Annotated in this window: 12 protein-coding genes; 3 read left to right on the top strand and 9 right to left on the bottom strand. The window is 59.5% G+C overall.

Annotated features, from left to right (window positions below; genetic code table 11):
- The first annotated feature begins 86 nt into the window (after positions 1 to 86).
- The 3 genes from VMY05_02200 (at position 87) to VMY05_02190 (ending at position 3,764) form a co-directional block, all read left to right on the top strand.
- Complete coding sequence (locus VMY05_02200) at positions 87 to 428, top strand: hypothetical protein (GenBank protein HUV29894.1); 342 nt, start codon at positions 87 to 89, stop codon at positions 426 to 428.
- A gap of 135 nt (positions 429 to 563) precedes the next feature.
- Positions 564 to 1,325 carry an abortive infection family protein gene (locus tag VMY05_02195; GenBank protein HUV29893.1) on the top strand — a complete coding sequence of 254 codons (762 nt, stop codon included), beginning with the start codon at positions 564 to 566 and terminating at the stop codon, positions 1,323 to 1,325.
- A gap of 1,377 nt (positions 1,326 to 2,702) precedes the next feature.
- Entirely contained in the window at positions 2,703 to 3,764 is a 1,062-nt protein-coding gene (locus VMY05_02190) for a class I SAM-dependent methyltransferase (GenBank protein HUV29892.1), read from the top strand.
- Between the two features lie 62 nt (positions 3,765 to 3,826).
- Here VMY05_02190 and VMY05_02185 read toward each other — a convergent pair whose 3' ends face one another.
- From VMY05_02185 to VMY05_02145, 9 genes are all read right to left on the bottom strand, one after another.
- A complete protein-coding gene (locus tag VMY05_02185) occupies positions 3,827 to 5,053 on the bottom strand; it encodes a cytochrome c3 family protein (GenBank protein ID HUV29891.1) in 1,227 nt (408 codons plus the stop codon).
- Positions 5,053 to 7,032 carry a cytochrome c3 family protein gene (locus VMY05_02180; protein ID HUV29890.1) on the bottom strand — a complete coding sequence of 660 codons (1,980 nt, stop codon included), beginning with the start codon at positions 7,030 to 7,032 and terminating at the stop codon, positions 5,053 to 5,055. Before VMY05_02180 ends, VMY05_02185 begins: the two co-directional genes overlap by 1 nt.
- Positions 7,033 to 7,101: 69 nt before the next feature.
- Positions 7,102 to 8,745, bottom strand: a complete 1,644-nt coding sequence (locus tag VMY05_02175; GenBank protein ID HUV29889.1) for a peptidyl-prolyl cis-trans isomerase — start codon at positions 8,743 to 8,745, stop codon at positions 7,102 to 7,104.
- Positions 8,746 to 8,800: 55 nt separating this feature from the next.
- The gene (locus VMY05_02170) at positions 8,801 to 9,835 is read right to left on the bottom strand and encodes a hypothetical protein (protein ID HUV29888.1); all 1,035 of its coding nucleotides are present in this window, start codon (positions 9,833 to 9,835) and stop codon (positions 8,801 to 8,803) included.
- Positions 9,836 to 9,899: 64 nt separating this feature from the next.
- On the bottom strand, positions 9,900 to 10,469 hold the full coding sequence (locus VMY05_02165) for a hypothetical protein (protein HUV29887.1): 570 nt from the start codon (positions 10,467 to 10,469) through the stop codon (positions 9,900 to 9,902).
- A gap of 22 nt (positions 10,470 to 10,491) precedes the next feature.
- The gene (locus VMY05_02160) at positions 10,492 to 12,600 is read right to left on the bottom strand and encodes a hypothetical protein (GenBank protein HUV29886.1); all 2,109 of its coding nucleotides are present in this window, start codon (positions 12,598 to 12,600) and stop codon (positions 10,492 to 10,494) included.
- Between the two features lie 3 nt (positions 12,601 to 12,603).
- The gene (locus tag VMY05_02155) at positions 12,604 to 14,037 is read right to left on the bottom strand and encodes a YncE family protein (protein ID HUV29885.1); all 1,434 of its coding nucleotides are present in this window, start codon (positions 14,035 to 14,037) and stop codon (positions 12,604 to 12,606) included.
- Positions 14,038 to 14,163: 126 nt separating this feature from the next.
- Entirely contained in the window at positions 14,164 to 15,216 is a 1,053-nt protein-coding gene (locus VMY05_02150) for a hypothetical protein (GenBank protein HUV29884.1), read from the bottom strand.
- A gap of 96 nt (positions 15,217 to 15,312) precedes the next feature.
- Entirely contained in the window at positions 15,313 to 16,353 is a 1,041-nt protein-coding gene (locus tag VMY05_02145) for an NHL repeat-containing protein (GenBank protein ID HUV29883.1), read from the bottom strand.
- Positions 16,354 to 16,600 lie beyond the last annotated feature (247 nt).

Raw genomic sequence — 16,600 nt, 5'->3', positions numbered from 1 at the left:
TAACGCCGAAATTGTGCGCACATTCTTGGCTAGAACTTTCGAAAGAAACTGAACATGAGCTAAGCCGGAAGACTCTTGGTGGCCTCTTGAAAGAGTTAGCCGAGGATGTAAGAAAGGATCTGCAACACCTGATTGAAAGAGAATCTACGGTTATACCCAAGGAGATTCTCAAGACACTCGTGCAAATACTGGACGAAATACCGTTTCAAGAGTGGTTCCAGGCGCTTGAACGAAGGAACTACCTTTTTCATGAATTCTTCTTCCAACACGAAACCGAACTATGTAACGATGAGGGTTGCCGGAAGTTGTTGGAAGAGATGAGAGGCGATAAGACACTGTTTGAAGATTGTGTCATTCAAGTACGTTCATTCACTGATAGGTTACTGAAGGTTTTCGGCGTAGATAAGAGTCAACTTCTTGCTGGGTAGGTCAATTGAACTCTCTCGCGGGCGGCTAACTGCTTGTAGTTCGATTCAAACTCTTAACAGAATGCGGCTTAAGACTAGGATTGGTCTAATGTTGGAAATTGGCAACGACATCTTAGGCTCAGAGCAGGTTGTCATATGAAGGGATTGGAACATTTGGAAAACGACTACGAGGTAGCCGTCTACCTGCAGAACACATTGATAGGCTTTTGTACGCAGGATCAGTGCGGTGGCACAGCAGACGATTATTCTCGCTTACGGAGGTACTTCCTTGACAACCCCAGCACTAAGCCGCTGGTACCAAGCTGGCTCCGTGTCAACCGTGATGTGGCTCAGTTCTGGAACTTCATCAAACACAAATTTCACACTTACGCAGAGAGACGCCGTTTCATTTGGGATGAAATGAGCCGCCTACTTAGTTACTGCGAATCGTGCCAGCCGTTTCCTGCGCAAGAGTCAATTAGCGAGGTTGTACGGAGGTTCGATGAGGCAGGTATCAATACAGCCTGGCAAAAGGCTCTGGAGAGAAAATCATCTGACCCGGAAGGTGCAATAACCCTATCGAGAACGATCCTCGAAAGCGTATGTAAACACATTCTAGATGAGCAAGGCATCAAGTACGACGAGAACAGAATCGATCTATCGGATCTCTATAAGATGACCGCTAAAGCCATGCACTTGTCTCCTTCGCAACACACTGAGACCGTTTTGAGGCAGATACTGGGCGGGTGTTCTGGTGTCGTAGGTGGCTTAGGACAACTTAGAAACAAACTCGGTGACGCACATGGCAAAGGCAAAAGGACTGTAAGGCCCGCACCGCGACACGCAGAACTTGCGGTTAATCTCGCTGGTGCAATGTCGCTTTTTCTTATTGAAACGTACAACGCATCAAAGATATGACCTGCCTACCGTTTAGGTCACGGTCGGGTGGCCCACCGCTTGCGCTGGATAGCTATGCTCCGAACAAAACCCACCCCACGGGGTGGGGCGGCTTGGTGCCAGTAATTGATATTGACTTTTGCAGTGACCCGGGCTTTGTTGGGACAGGAGGTTTAAAGATCGTATGATCCGCGAGACACCTAAATGGCACCATGGCGACTCTAGGGTCATACAGCATACCGTCATTCCCCGACACGAGAAACCCAGGGCTATACGCAAGTTCTTGACCGACAGCGAGGAAATCACCTATCAGACACTCCGGTCTGTGTGCGACCCTTATGGCGCTCGTGTCTTTGCAAAGGTTCGACTAGTCGATCTTCTTCGGTGCTATCCCGCTCCTCCAAAGGGCAGTGATCTATCGTTTTCACTACAAGCACACCTTGACTTTGTAGTAGTCTCGGATAGTGGGATGCCTCTGTTCTCGGTGGAATACGATGGGCCCAGCCACCGAGCACTGACTCAGCAACGGCGAGACCGAAGAAAGGACGCAATCCTACGTCGCATAAATCACCCACTTCTTCGCATTAACTCGAATTATCTACAGCAGCTGTACAGAGGTTATGATCTCTTATCATATCTTGTTGATGTCTGGTTTCTGTGGGAATCCTTCAATGCAGCTCAGGCGCGCGGCCAAGTCCCCCAAGACGAGCCGTTCGACGCTTCCTCGCTACAGCCATTAATTACAGAAAGCCGACTGCCCTGGCACCTATCATATGACCTAAAAACGTCCATAAGGAAGCTACACAAACGTGGAAGAGTAATACAACCTATTCCGAATTTCCTAATCGGCGGGGACCAACGACGAGATCTCAGATGCCTCGGTTGGATATTCATAACCCCCAACGCCGGTGTCGTTGTTCGGACCGGCATGAAACGGCAGAACTTCCCGGCAATTGACCCCGTAGATTTACTAAGTCATCTGGTCGTGTTTGATCTGTACGACGCCCTCGTCCTGGCGCTTAGCGGAAGAGGGACGCGGCAACCCGTGCACAAGATACTCACAGACATCGGCCTGTTTAGAGCGCACCATTTCATGGCAGGCTCTTGCACTGGCGCCTGCACGGTTCCCCTAGGTTCTTAGCATTGCGTTGCCCTGCTTCTTGACCCACTACTCGGGACACGCCCAAAGCCGAGAAGGCGGACTGAAACCGCGTCCGCTGACGGTGACGGGGCCAATCGATCCGCTGCCTGCGCTGGCGACCTAGGTCCGAACACAACCCATCCCATGGCGCACCCTTCCACTGGAATTACTCTTGACATATACCGCCACATAACCCATCCATAGCCAGTGCAACTCGATTGGTAACGCTTTCAAGACAGCAACACAACGGACAGACAATGAAAACCACCGACCAATTCCCCGTCCCCAAACCGACCCCGACTGAACAATACCTCTTCAGCAAACATTCGCCCCGCGAGAAACCCATGCACGAGGTTGCCTATACCACACTCCTGCGACGCCAACAGGCCGAAGAGGAACCGACCGAGCCGCTGCCGGTGAACATTCACCAACCGGAGCAATGGAGTACCTGGTCGAACAACTGGCTGGCACCGTCCGGCCCGGGTGAATGGTTTGCGCACGTGCTCAGGGATTGCCGGAGAGTGCTCGATATCGGCGCCGGGTCAGGCAGGCCGTCGTTGTATCTTGCCGGGCGTATTCCCGAAGTGGTGGCGCTCGAACCGGGAACGTACGGGATCAGGCACGCCGAAACGGTGAAGCGAAAGCTCCGGCTCGACAATGTAACCATCGTCCAGGAGAGCGCGCTCAGTCTCCCCTTCGACGCTAACAGCTTCGACGGCGTTCTCTTCTGCTATTCACTGGAATCGACCGGCGACATAGACCGCTCGCTTGCGGAGGCCAACCGCGTGCTCAAACCCGGCGGCGCGATGGCTGTTGCCCTGGCGCCTATCGAGGACTACGAACATGCAGAGGCGGGCCTGACGGCGGACGACCGGGCCGAACCCGTCCTGATCTACCGCGTGATGACCTCCCAACCGCTGACCGAACGCCGGTACTGGATTCTCGTTCGCCCCGAATCCGACCTCGGCCGGACGATCCGGCAGGATGCGCAAAGTTCTTCGGATAGTGCCATCGTCGGGAATGACAAGCTGTTGGAACTTCTCAAGCGGGAGGCTTCAGCAATTGCATCCGTGGATTATGACTGCGTAAACGGGATAACACCCGCCGAACTTCGCGGGCGGTTGCTGGACCTCGGGTTTGAAGAGATCATGTTCTGGCAAATGCCGCATTCGATGGGGTTCGCGAAGGTTCTTCATGACGACGGCGTGTTGACGGACTTGCAGCAGCAGCACTTCGTGCATTACCTCAGGGCGCTTGCCTGCTCTTCGTGCGCGACCCGGCCGATTTCAGACTACGTTTCGGCAAGAAAGCGCGGCTGACGGCCGCGCACTCACTCAGTCAGACGTTTGAATTTCCCGGAAACGGTGAATCATTCCGGCACTCATCGCCGGTGACACTGGATGCACAGTTCCATCTCGGGGTCCAGGGTAAGGTACGGTTCGAAATCGGCGCCGTGCAGGGTGTGGCAGCTCAGGCAGGTGACGGCCTCACCGGTGGTTTCGCTGATAACGTCCGGTCCGAGCGGGTGCGAGCCGCGGTGAGCGTCGACGTGGCACTGCTCGCACAACTCGACACCGAGACCGGTGAGGTACCGTTCGTTGTCCGAGCCGTGCGGAGTGTGGCAGTTCGTACAATCGATGCCGTCATGCGTGATATACGCCTGCCTGTCTTTCTCCTGGTACTCCTCGCCCAGGAAATGGCAGCGCATGCACAGGCTCGCCTGTTCGGCTGAAAGCAGGCTGGCGGCGAACGAGGCGTGGGCGTTGTGGCAGTTCAGGCAGGACCGCTCGTCGTTGAGATTATGGGGGTACGGTTTTTCGGCTTCGGCGCCAATCGCCTTGTGGCATTTCAGGCACATAGTTTTCACGTCGGCAACCAGTGCAAAGGCCGAGGCGCCGGTCTCCGACGAGTGGCACAGCGAACACTTGCCGCTCTTGAAAACGCTGTGCTGGTTGGGCATGAGCAGCCCGGCCAGCGGGCTGGCGTGCGGATCATGACAGGTGACGCAGTCGGCACTGCCCAACTCGTATCCTTTGTGCGCACCCCTGAAAGCCTGGTCCTGTTCGTGACAGTCGAAACACAAAGCCGGAACAGCCTGCGCAAGGAGGCGTCGGCTGTCGGACCCGTGAGCCCGGTGACAGGTCAGGCATTCGCTGTCGCCGGCCGGCTGGTGTACGTAGGATCGCTGCAGCCATTCACTGACCTCACTATGGCATTGCGTACACAGCTCCACCGTCTCCAGGTTCAACTGGTCGGCGAAATCCGACGCGTGCGGGTCATGACAGCTCAGGCAGTTACCATCGGCGGCCGGCCGATGAACCGTTGCCCGTTGCACCTCCTGCCGAAGATCATCGTGGCACGACAGGCAAAGAGGTCCTGCATCGTCGGACAACAACGAGGCATGCCTGGACGCGTGGGGGTTATGGCAGTCGGAACACTTCCCCGCCGCAAAGGCCGTGTGGACGTGTGGCCCGGCCGCCAGGTCTTCATACTCGGCATGACACGTAAAGCAGACGGCCGGTTCGTCGACCGCCACCTGGGCCGTTCCCGTCCCGGTCATCAGGGCCAGGCATATCGCAAGAATGGCTGTAACCGCACGAAGGTTCATCACCGGCCCTCCTGTTCTTCGACGTCCTCGTGACACATCCCGCAGGCGTCGCTGGCGAATGGATCATGGGACACGGCGTGAATCAGACGGGGGTCATCGGACGCGTGCGGATCGTGACACTTGCGGCAGTCGATCCGGCCCCCGCTGAGACCGAGATGTCCGGCTTTGAAATCAGCATCTTCCCCGTCGTGGCAGGTAAGACACTGGAGCGGCACGTCAGAAGCAAGAAGAGTGGCAAACTCGCTGTCGTGCGCCTGGTGGCAACCGAGGCAGTCGCCCTCTCCCGCCGGCGGATGAACGGTTCCTTTTTCCATGCGCCCGGCAAGTTCGGTATGACACGAGAAGCACAGGCGGTCGGTCTTGTCAAGCAGCAGGTTCTCGAAATTCGCCACGTGGGGATGGTGACAGCCCGAGCAGTTGCCGTCAGCCACCGGCTTGTGACTGCTCAGAACCGCTGCGGGCTCACCGGTGATTTCGTGGCACCGGGCGCACAGGGCGTCAAGCTTTTCGACCAGAAGGCCGGCATGCGCCGAGGCGTGCGGCTGGTGGCAGCCGTCGCAGGCGTGCTCATCGAACGGCGGATGGACCACCCGATCGGCCAGGTTCTCGGTTATCGCGGAGTGACAGGTCAGGCACAGCTCGTTGCGATCAACTGCCAGGAGGAATTCTCCGGCCGAGGCGTGCGGCTCGTGGCACTCGTTGCACTGGCCGATCTTGATGGGAACGTGAACGTCCTTCTCGGTCATCCATTCACCGACGTCGCCGTGACACCCCCCGCAGAGATCAAGCCGGTGTGCCTTGGTGATCTTTTCGTACTTCGAGCCGTGGGGCCGGTGACAGTCCAGGCAACTGCCGTCGGAAAACGGGATATGCACGTTCTGAAGCGTCAGGCCGTTCTGCACGTCGGCGTGGCAGGAGAAACAAAGGTCGTTGACTTCCCCCGCGATCAGTTTTGTGGCCATGTTTCCGTGGCTCTGGTGGCATCGCGTGCAGTCCTCTCGGGCCGGCGGGTGCGTCGATTTCATCGCCAGTTCGGAGGAGACATCATCGTGACAGTCAAGGCAAAGGTCGGTCGGCCGGCTGACCAGCAGGGCGGCCTGAGGTGACCCGTGCGGGTCGTGGCAGACGAAACACTCACCGCCGGCCACCGGTGTGTGCAAATCACCGTCGGCCGGTTCCTCGATCTCGTGGCACTGCAGGCACAGCTCACCACCTTCAGTATGCACGGCCAGGGGGCTGGGACTATCCGGCGCCTGGTGGCAGCTTTCGCATTCGCCGCCCGCCACCGGACCGTGAATCGAGGCCGTCAGCAGCCGCGGCCGGTCGGAGGAGTGCGGTGTATGGCAGAGCGAACAGTCGGCCTGCCCGACCGGATAACCGGCGTGCGCGACGGCAAACCCGCCCGATTCGACATCGTGACAGTCACGACAGAGTTCCTGCTCGCTTTTCGTAAGCAGCTTCTCGTGGTCACTGCCGTGCACTTCGTGACAGGAATAGCACCCGTCCTCCAGAGGTTTATGCGCGTGCGAACGTTCGAACTCCTGCCTGTCGTGGCAATTGTAACAGAGATCGCGCACCGGCACCGTCAGCAGGCCGGGCTCCTGGCCGACGTGTGGATTGTGGCAATCCGTGCAGCTGCCGTCAGAGACCGGCTGATGAACGAAAGCTCGTTCAAGCCCCAGCTCGGCCCGGTCATGGCATTGCCAGCAAAGATCCGCTCCGGGTTGCTGGAGCCGCAGCATCCCTACCAGCCCGTGCGGCTTGTGACAAGTAAGACAGTCCTTGTCGCCGAAGGGCTGATGCTTGTGCCGGCCCTGGAAATCGTCCTCGGGGTGACAATCAAGACAGTTACCCTTGCTGGAGAAGCGCCGGCCCCGCTTGACCTGTCCCCCCGCGTCACTCACCGTCGCACAAACCAGGCACAGCGCGAAGAACCATATGGCACACGCGGTCAGGTATGTCGGTCGCCTCATTTCCATGTGGTTATCATCGATGTCCCGAGCGGCGGGTGTGGGTCTCGTCCTCACACGACCGAAGACGTTCCGGCCTTACAACTCACCGCCGAAATACGCGTCGATGGCCTCCTGATTGTACTCGATGACCGAGTTTGTCTTTAGTATACCCAGCGTGTTGTCCAATAGTTCGTCAAACTTGCGCTGAAACATGACCTCGCGTATGCTCATCTCGACCTCGGGCATGCTTTTCACCCTGCCCTGGCGCATATCCCGCACGCGAAAGATCATCCACCCTTCCGCCGTCCGAAAGGCGCGACTGGTCTGCCCGACCTGAAGCTGTTCCAATTCCTGCCGGACCGGTGTCCCCAGGGACAGCAGGGAAATCCACTGCCGTTCACCTTCCGCCCTGTCCACGCTGACGCCGTATTTTCTCGCCACAAAGTCGAAGTCGGCCTTTTCCTGCAACTGCCGTACGATTTCCTGCGCCACCGCCTCGTCCGCTACCTCGATCCGGTCAAGCTGGTACTGGGGCGGCTCACGAAACTCCTCCAGGTGCTCCTGGTAGTAAGCGTCGAACTCCGCGTGGCTGAAAGTTATCCTCGAGACGACCGTCTCCTGAAGGTACCGCTCGATCAGGGCGCTATCCAGACTGTTCGCATACTCGGCGGCCACTACGGGATTATCCCGGTACCCCGCCTTGTCAGCCGCCGCGCTCAGAACAAGGTCTTCTTTGATAGTCTCGAGAGCACCCCGCAGAATAGTGTCGAAGGGCTGATCTCCGGCTGACATGGCAGCCCTCGAAACGTTCCGGCGCGCCTGCCGCTCGATCACCCGGTGATTCTCGTCCACGCTGGCCACGGGGTCATCCGATCCTTCCAGAAAGTCCGACTTAAACAATACGGCCGAATCGGCCGATATCGTGGCCAGAACCGCGCTGTCGACGACCACCGGAAACTGTGAGGACAGCTCGGCCATGAATTCCGCCCGGGCGACCTCCAGTTTGCGCTGCTTCAGGACCGCTTCGATCTTCGCGGAGTACGTCGCCAGCTCGCCGGTGTCGGCCGGGACCGTCTGTTCGACTCGCAGAAACGCCCACACCTGCCGGTACGGAAAGGGCGCCGATATCTCACCGGGGGGCAACGGCAACGCTTGTTCCCGCAGCACGTTTTCGATGTCGGCGACGTGCTTCAGGTTGTGCAGCCCGCCGCGGGGTCGATACATATCCAAGGACACGGCCTTGACGATACTGTCCAGGTCGGCACCGCCGGCGACGGCAGCGATCAACTGCTCCGCCTCCGGGCGCTCGGCCACCGAAACGGTGCGGATCTGCATCCGCCAGTAATTCGCCTGGAAATACTCGCCCACCTCGGCCTCCGTTACGGAGAGGTCGGGCTTGAACCGATCAGCCACGAACTGCCGGATGGCGTTACGGCTCCGTGACTCTTCAAGGCGCTCGATCAACCACTCTTCCCGATCCAGATCCAGCGCGCGCGCCTCCTGTAACAGCAAACGATCATTTACGAGCTTGTCCAGTAGTCTGCGGTAGTCAAAGGTTTCCCGCGTCTGATCTTCCATACGGGCGTGTGCATCCACAAACACGGCATCAAGGTCCGGGGCAAAGATGGTATCACCGTTGACCACAACCAGCGCGACGTCCTCGGTTTCGTTACCTGCACCCGCGCGCCCGGCGGAGGCGGCCAGGAGGACAATCACCACTCCCGCCAACACCGCCGACATCGGGAAACACCTCGTTCGCCGACCTCCTGTCACATTCGCAGCCATCAATGCCACCCTACTTGCCCTCGGCAAGCCGTTTGTGCCCGTCCACGTCAAGCTTGTCCAGCAGACGGTCGATCATTTTGCCGGCCAACGCACCCAACGAGTGACGTGAGCCCACCGCAGACAGCGTATTCGAATCCGAACCCCGGCCGCTGACCTCATGGGCCGCGACAATCCGACCCGACCGGGCGTCTATCAGGCGCCCGCCCAGCTCAATTTCCGGTGCCGAGCTTTCCACCGCCGGCAAACCCGGGCGGAACCGGTCAACCGTGCCCGTAATAACGTACGCCGCGTTCAGTGCTGATCGCACCTGTTCAAGCAGGGCCAGGTCGATTTCACCTCTCGGGGAGCGGTTGCCCGCGCGGAAAATCTCCAGAACGGCCCCCGGCTCCACTACTTCGGCGCCTCGAGCGACCAGCTGAGTCAGCGTTATCGAACTGACAATCTCCCCCGCACGGCGATTCTCCGACAGGTTGTCGAAGGGAACGACCGCGAAAACCGGCGAGCCCGGCTGTGGCTCGGCCGCGACACGGCGAGCGTCGACGGTCTCCTCAAACGCGGCAAAGGCCTTCTCCACCAGTTTTTCGGCCAGCATTTCCATGGAGGTGACCCGGCCAATCCCGAACAGACCCGCATAATCCTCACCCGTGGCGGCAACGGAGGCGGCCCACACAATGCGCATGGTTTCGGTGTCCAGCAGGCGAGCGGAAAATCCCGCTTCGGGGATCACACCGGGGAGAAAGAAATCCAGCGATCCGAGCAACAGGTACCGGGCGCCAAGCTCGCGGACAATCGCCGCGGCCTCGGCCGTGCTTGCGCCGCCGCTCGAACGGATGCGGAGTCTGCGCAGCGTCCCCCGAATATCGTCGGTGGTGATCAGATCAAAGTTTCCCCGGGCCAGCCGTGTTTCGATCAAGGAGACGAAAAGGGTCTTTGCGTCCGCCTCGTCGGTATGGTCCGCGAACGGCAGCACGGCCAGGACCGGGCCGACAGCCGACGGCGCACCGACATCAGGTCCACTCTCACCGGCCGGGACATGCTGCGGCACAGCGATCGCTAAAGCCAGAAGCAGGCAGGAAACACAACGGCTGACGGTACACACGACTACGTACTCACTTCACGAGAGTGTTCAGTAATGAACGGGCACAGGCCTGCATTACCTCGGCGTGTGACTTGTCACCGGTGCCGAACAGCGAAGCCCAGAAGCCTCTCCCTCCCGAGGTCTGGGTTGCAGACCAGACCGTCGCCCCGGTTTCGGTTTCGACCATACGCGCAACCATGGTGACCGTACTGGCCGCCGAACCGCCGCTTCGCAGCGTAGTTGACTCAGTCACCGTACCCAGGACCATGCCCTGCACCCGCAGTGCTTTGCCTAAGCCCACGATTTGTTCCTGGGTGAGCTCCGCGGTGCGAACCGTCGCATACTCCTCAAGCGCACGAGTCACTTCGCCGGGCTCCACGACGTCAAATGCCTCTGCGGCCAGCAACTCGGTGACAAAGACGCGCGTCGCGCGCGCCCCCGCCCCCTGGTCTTTGGACAGGTTGTCAAACGGGATCACGGCCACTCGTTCCAGAACCTGGAAGTTGTACTCCGGGTGAAGGAAGACCGTTGATCCGCCGCCGCAACCGGCCGCCGCAAGCAGCAAGCCCGCCGCCAGCACCGCAAATCCTGATCTGACCATAGGCTGCGTCCCGCCCCTTTCCTCAAAATCCGGATTTGAGACCCACCTGCAACGACGTCGTTTTCGATCTGCCCGCCAGTGAGAATTCACTGCTGGCATAGCTGGCGAACAACGTCGTCCGGGGACTTATAAGATAGTTCAGTCGCACGTTATTGCGCGCGCTGCCCGCGCCGTCGTCACTGTCGTTCAACGTCACCGTGCCGCCCAGCGTCAGCTTTCGCGTGGCGTTCCAACTCGCGGCGTATTCCTGGGAAACGTACCGACTGTCCTTGTCATCGTTGGCCGTCACCTGGGCGCGCAGCAAGATGGCACCGGTCATGCGGTAGTTCAGGTCGGCGCGGTACTGCCGCCGGATTCGCGTATCTTCCGTCGAGGCGATCGCCGTCGTCTGGTACAGGTACGACAGCACCACGTCGGCCGAACCGGTGACGTAGGCATCCGTGGCTATCCGGTAGGTCCAGGTGTCGAACTTCGACTGCGAATCGTAACGGTTGTTGCGGCTGTAGCCGACTTCGGCCGCAACGTTCAGCCCGGCAAGAACCCGGCCGTTACTTTCAAGAAACAGGTTGTTGGTTTCCTGGGACTTCACGTCACCAATATAATTGACCCGCGTGATCGCCGAAAACGAAAAATCGAGCGTCTCGAGCGGGGTAACGAGCAGCGTGTACGACAGGCTGGCGTTTTCGTTTCTCGCCTCCCGGGCCTTGAAATCCTCGTACCCTGCCTGATACTGCGCGACCTGTCTTATCACCCTGGACAGCGAGTGCTTGGCGGCAAATGAATAGTACAACTGGTCACGGCTGTCGCTGAAATCCCCGCGCGGTTCCCGGCGGTACGTAACGTCGAACGACGACTCCAGGCGATCCGAGAAAAAGTACGTGGCGCCAAAATCAGCCATGTGAGACCACTCCTTTTTCGTTTCGGTGCGCGTTTCGACGGATTCGACGAGAGCCTGAACCTCGGTGACAAGAACCGTTACCTCGTCGTTGAAGCCGGAGTTGACGGCCTTGACGTACCTCGTGTCCTGCTTCTCAAACAGGATCTCGTAGCGATTGAAGCTGACGTTGAACGTCGCCGACGATACGGCGACCGGCCGCCACGTCAGATTGTCGCTCGACGTGAAAACCTGCCAGTTGAGAATCGAACCGGAGGGCCTGTCGGTATACAGATACAGTGCGCCAACGGGTCGCTCGAAGCCGAAATCGACGCCGATGTTGTGATCCCGGTGTCCTTCGCCGATATCTATGCCGGGCTGGACGGGGTCATCGATGTTGCCGTCTGCCAGCGAACTGAGGCTGTCAAGCTCTCCGAAATCCGGAGACGGGTCGAACGCATACAGCGCCCGAGAAAACGGGACCGGCTCCCACACCGGGTCGATCCCCGTCTGTTCCGTCGAGCGGGAACGCCAGCTGAAGTTATATCCGGAATTCACGCGCAGCCGGTCGCCAAGAAGCCGCGACGTCTGAACCCAGCGGAAAAGGTTCCGGGTCTCGGTGACCTCGAGAAGCGTGCTGAGATTTTCACTGGAGCGCCGCGTCAGGCTGTAATAAAAGCTGTTGTTGCGAAGGTGGTAGTCAAGACCCGCCTGGATGCGCCGTTCACGCGTGTCGCGCTCGGAGCGGTCAAGCTCGTTAAACGTCCGGTTGCGATCATACCGAAGCGTCAGGACCGGGTACTTGACCAACCGCGTGGAAAAGCTGAACCCCAGGTTATCCCTGATCAGATTGGTGGCTTCGTTGTTGCTGGTGGATTTCTGACGGCGAATCGTCCCGCCCAGTGCAAAGACCGGGTGGTTCCAGATTATCTCGGCCGCCGGCTGAAACTGGCGCCGCCAGACGTTTGCTCCGAGGCTCTGATCAACGCCTACGTCATGATAGCGCAGTGACGCCCGCGCCTCGAGGTACGGGACCAGGCTTTTGGCCCATCTGACCGAATACTCCTGGTTGAGCGTCCGACTCTCCTGATCCCCCGATTCCGAATCGACGGCCGTGATGCGGATATTACCGCGAAGGTTTTCCGGAAGCCGGACCGAGGCGTGCGGCGTCCCGGGCAAAAACTGCAGGCCCGCCGCCAGGGCCAGGCCCGCGGCCAAATGACCATATCCGTGACGTGAAAGCCTGTCAGACATCATACCTTACCTCGGCACCACCGCCTGGTAGGGACGGTGCCCCGTGTCTATGACGGCCGTCATTTCCCGGGTGATAATGTTGACCACGGCCAGGGCGTCGGCCTCCGGAAGAACCGCGAACAACTGCCTGTTCTCGGGATCGATTGTGATCAGCCCCGGTTTGTCCGGAAGGCGCACCGTGCCGACGTTCAGCTCGTTCTCAGGTTTGAAGACGCCGATTTCCGAGCAGCGACCCGAGGCCACGTACAACTGGTTGGAAGTCTGATTGTAGGCAAGTCCCGTTGCCTCCGAGCAGAGGTTCATCGTACCGGTCTGCTCGCCGGTCCGCGCATTCAATACTGTGAGCGTCCGCTGGCCGTCATGGCACACGTAAAGGGAGCCCGCGCGGCTGTTTAGAATCAATTCGGTGGGTGAAGTACCTGCGGCATAAGTGGTCGTTACCGACTGGTTCACCGGCTCGTAGACGTTGACGTTATCGGAAAGCCGGTTGGTAACATAGACGTACCCGCTCAACCGGTTGGTGGCTATGCCGACGGGGCTCGATCCCAGGCTGTAACGCCCCACTTCCTGGAACGATTGGGTATCGAAGACCGCCAGGCTGCTCGAACCGTAGTTGAGAACGTACAGAAGCCGCTCGTCGGGTGACAGCTCCAGGCGGCTGGGCGTGTCACCGAATACCAGCGGCACCGTGCGCAGAGGCTGCCTCGTCGGGACGTCGATAACGTCGATACTGTTGTCACCGGAGTTGGCCACAAACAGTTGCTGCGAAAACGGGGAATAAACCAATCCACGCGGCGCCAGCCCCACTTTGATAACGTCGACGACCCGCCGGGAAAAGCGATTGACCACGGAAAGGTTGTCCGACCCCTCGTTGCTTACAAACACCAGCGAACCCGGCGGCGGAATATCGGCCCGGCTCCAGGCCACCCGGGCGGCGTAGACGCCGCCGTCGCGCCGCACCGACGTTGGAGTCCAGGTCAGGAAAACCGGCTCTGCCGTTCCCTGACCGATCTCCAGGTCAACGGCAACGTCTATGCGTCCCCCGGCCACGGCCACCCCTGTGGTCGCATCACCCGTCACCGCCGGCACGCCGTGCGCGTAAAGACGCAGCCATTCATATGCTCCGGGCTGAATGGCCTGCTCGGCCAGCAGCACCTGACGTCCGGCGTCATCAATCGAGCTGACCGCCGTGCGGCGGAGCGCGAGGGAAACCTCGACGTCGTCGCCTGCCAGGACAATCGAGTCAAAGGCCAGGCTGACGCCCTCGGCCGTTGAGACCGCGGTCTCAATATAGACGACCACCTGGGCCTTCTCAGCCCGGCTTGACGCCTGCGAGAACGCAGCCGGCGCCGGCCACGGTGCCAGGCTGATGAACGCAGCAGCCCCCGCAAAGAGGCACGCCATCCGCGCGGCGGCTCGTTTGAAAAGTCGTCGTCTCACGCCACGTACCGTTTGACCCGTCCCGTACAAAACGCCCGGGCTGTCAGCCCGGGCGTTCTGAGTGTGTTCGGTACCGTGCCAATCCCCCGGGAAACCCGGGGACACGGGACTGGTAACGGCTACCTCTTATAGAATCTCGTCACCAGCGTCCTTCACGTGGCACTTGTTGCACAGCGAACGCTGGTTGGGGCTGGCGTACGGATCCGGAATCGCGTACGATCCCGACTCCAACCCGTCTTCTTCGAGCAGAGTCATGTTAAAGTCCCAGCGACCGGCGTTCGGTGCCGATGAACCGTGGGCGCGGTGGCAGGTCAGGCACATGACCCGGCTGCTCCCCGACGACGGCCCGGCCGTCGAGGTCGTCGTATTCGCCCCATCCTCAAACGGCACCGCTGCGAGATACGCCGTGGCCTGAGCACCACCGGTCAGATCCACCGTGCCGTTGTAAAGGTTGTAGTTGGTGGCAATGGAGCCGCCCAGAGCACGGTCAGTCGGGTGGACCATCTTGGAGCCGGGAGGAGCGTGGAAGTCGCCGTGACAGTTACCACACCAGGCGCTCATGCCCGACTTGTAGGCAGTGTGACTGTCATTGGCCTCTACGCCGCTGTTGATGCTCAGTCCCTCGGCCACCGGGGCGGCCTCAGTGAATGTAAACAGGCCGTCCTGTATAACACCGACGCCGTAAAGCAGCCGGAAATTCGTGTTGCCATGCGGATCATGACAACTCGAACAACCCAATTCGGAAGACGGGAAGCCACCGCCCGGGGACGAAAGCAGCGTAGCGTCCGCGCCGACGCCTTTCGACGGCGCATCGACGTTATGACCGGCCGCGTCGCCGCTGATCGGCTCCGTAGCGCCACCGTGCCCGTCGTTGAGGTTATCCTCAAGAAGGAACACGAAGTTGCCGCCGCCGACAACATTCGGCGGGGCCAGCGGGTCGTCGCCGAAGACGGCACCCCGACTGGTCGCGTGGCAGGACAGGCAGACGTCACTCGGCGTCTCGTCCATGAGCAACCACGCGTTGCCATCCGGGCTGTCCGGGTCGACAAACGCGCCGTCCTCGCTGTTGTGCATGGTGTGGCAGCCGTTACAGTGGGCGACACCTGCATCGTGGAAAGCGAAGCTGCTGCCGCTTACCACCAGACAGATGCCGACTGCCAGCAGAAGTAGTTTACGCATTGCATACCTCCTTACAGTGGTTGATTCAGTGATGCGCTGAGTTTGTTACCCTGTACTCTTAATCTAACTTGCAGTATCAAAGATGTAATGCCAGGTCTACCGTGCCCCCCCGGCACCGCCGCCAAACGACCTCTCATTGACAGTGCTATATCTCACCAACCTGGAAAGTTCTTGTCCCTCAACGGCACGATCGCCCTGCAACCGGCGCTGCCTTTCACGCACAATCGCCGGCACACGGCAGACCTGTACCCTGTTTTGAAAGATCTGGCCGACGTATACGCGGTCCTTGCCGTCAACGGCCAGCCACGTCGGATGATAAAACCAGCCGGGATTGACCCCTTTTCCTCCGAACTCAGCGAGAAACTTGCCGTCGGGAGTGAAACAGACCACAGCGTAGCGGTGCTTGTCCAGCACCAGGACGATCCCGTCACCCGTCACGGCCACCGAGATCGGAAAATTCAACTCGCCGAGGTTGTTACCCTTGTAGCCGATTGTGCCCAGCAGTCGACCGTCCGGATCATAACGATAGACGGTGCCCGCCGAGGCTGCCGGCACGTAAACCTCGTCTCCCGAGACGCACAGCGATCCGAATACGAGTTCACGTCTGTCCTTCTCGTCCAGACTGCCTGCCACCGGGAATTCGGCCTCCGCCCGCCCGTCCGCGGAATATCGGACAACGCGACAACCCCGCTCATCAAGCAGGTAAAGCCGATCCCGGCCGTCGATAGCGATCGTCCGCAGGTCATAATCTGCACCGTCGAACGCCGGGCCGAAATCAAGGGTGCGGAGAAACTGACCGTCGTAGTCAAACACAAAGACACCCTGCCCGTCGCGGTTCGAACCGAGAACATAAATCAAGCCGCGGGAATCGACCGCGATATCCCTCGGCGCACCACAGTGCTGGCTGATCGAAAACTCGTAACGGAAAACCCCCTCAGCGTCGTGGATAACGATCCGGTTGTGCCCCGGATCAGCTACGTACACCTCATCCGACGTACGATCAACGAGGATTCGGCCGGGCCTCAGATAGTGATTCAGGGTCCCCGGCAGGGACAACTCACGGACAAACTCCGCCGGCACGGCCAGAGGCGTACCGCTCTGAGCGCGCAAACCGCCGACCGCGGCGATAATTAACATACACATTACCAGCCCCGTTTTCAGATTCCCCTTGTAGACCGGGCTGAAACGGGCGGCAACGGGGGCGGGATTGTGAACCCTTTCACAATTTCGCATAGAGAAAGAAGCAGGCACCAGCTGTCCGATAATAGACCATATCCCTATTCTTTATCTTCTTTTAGGAAGGTAGCCAAAACCCCGGAATTGTCAAGGGATTTCTTAGATGATCTTTGTATTGTTTGGAGCTTTTTTCCTACTTCCTGGCAGT

The sequence above is a fragment of the Acidobacteriota bacterium genome (genome assembly GCA_035529075.1).
In the GTDB taxonomy this organism is placed as follows: Bacteria; Zixibacteria; MSB-5A5; order GN15; family FEB-12; genus DATKXK01.
This window is presented reverse-complemented; position numbering and strand designations above follow the sequence as displayed.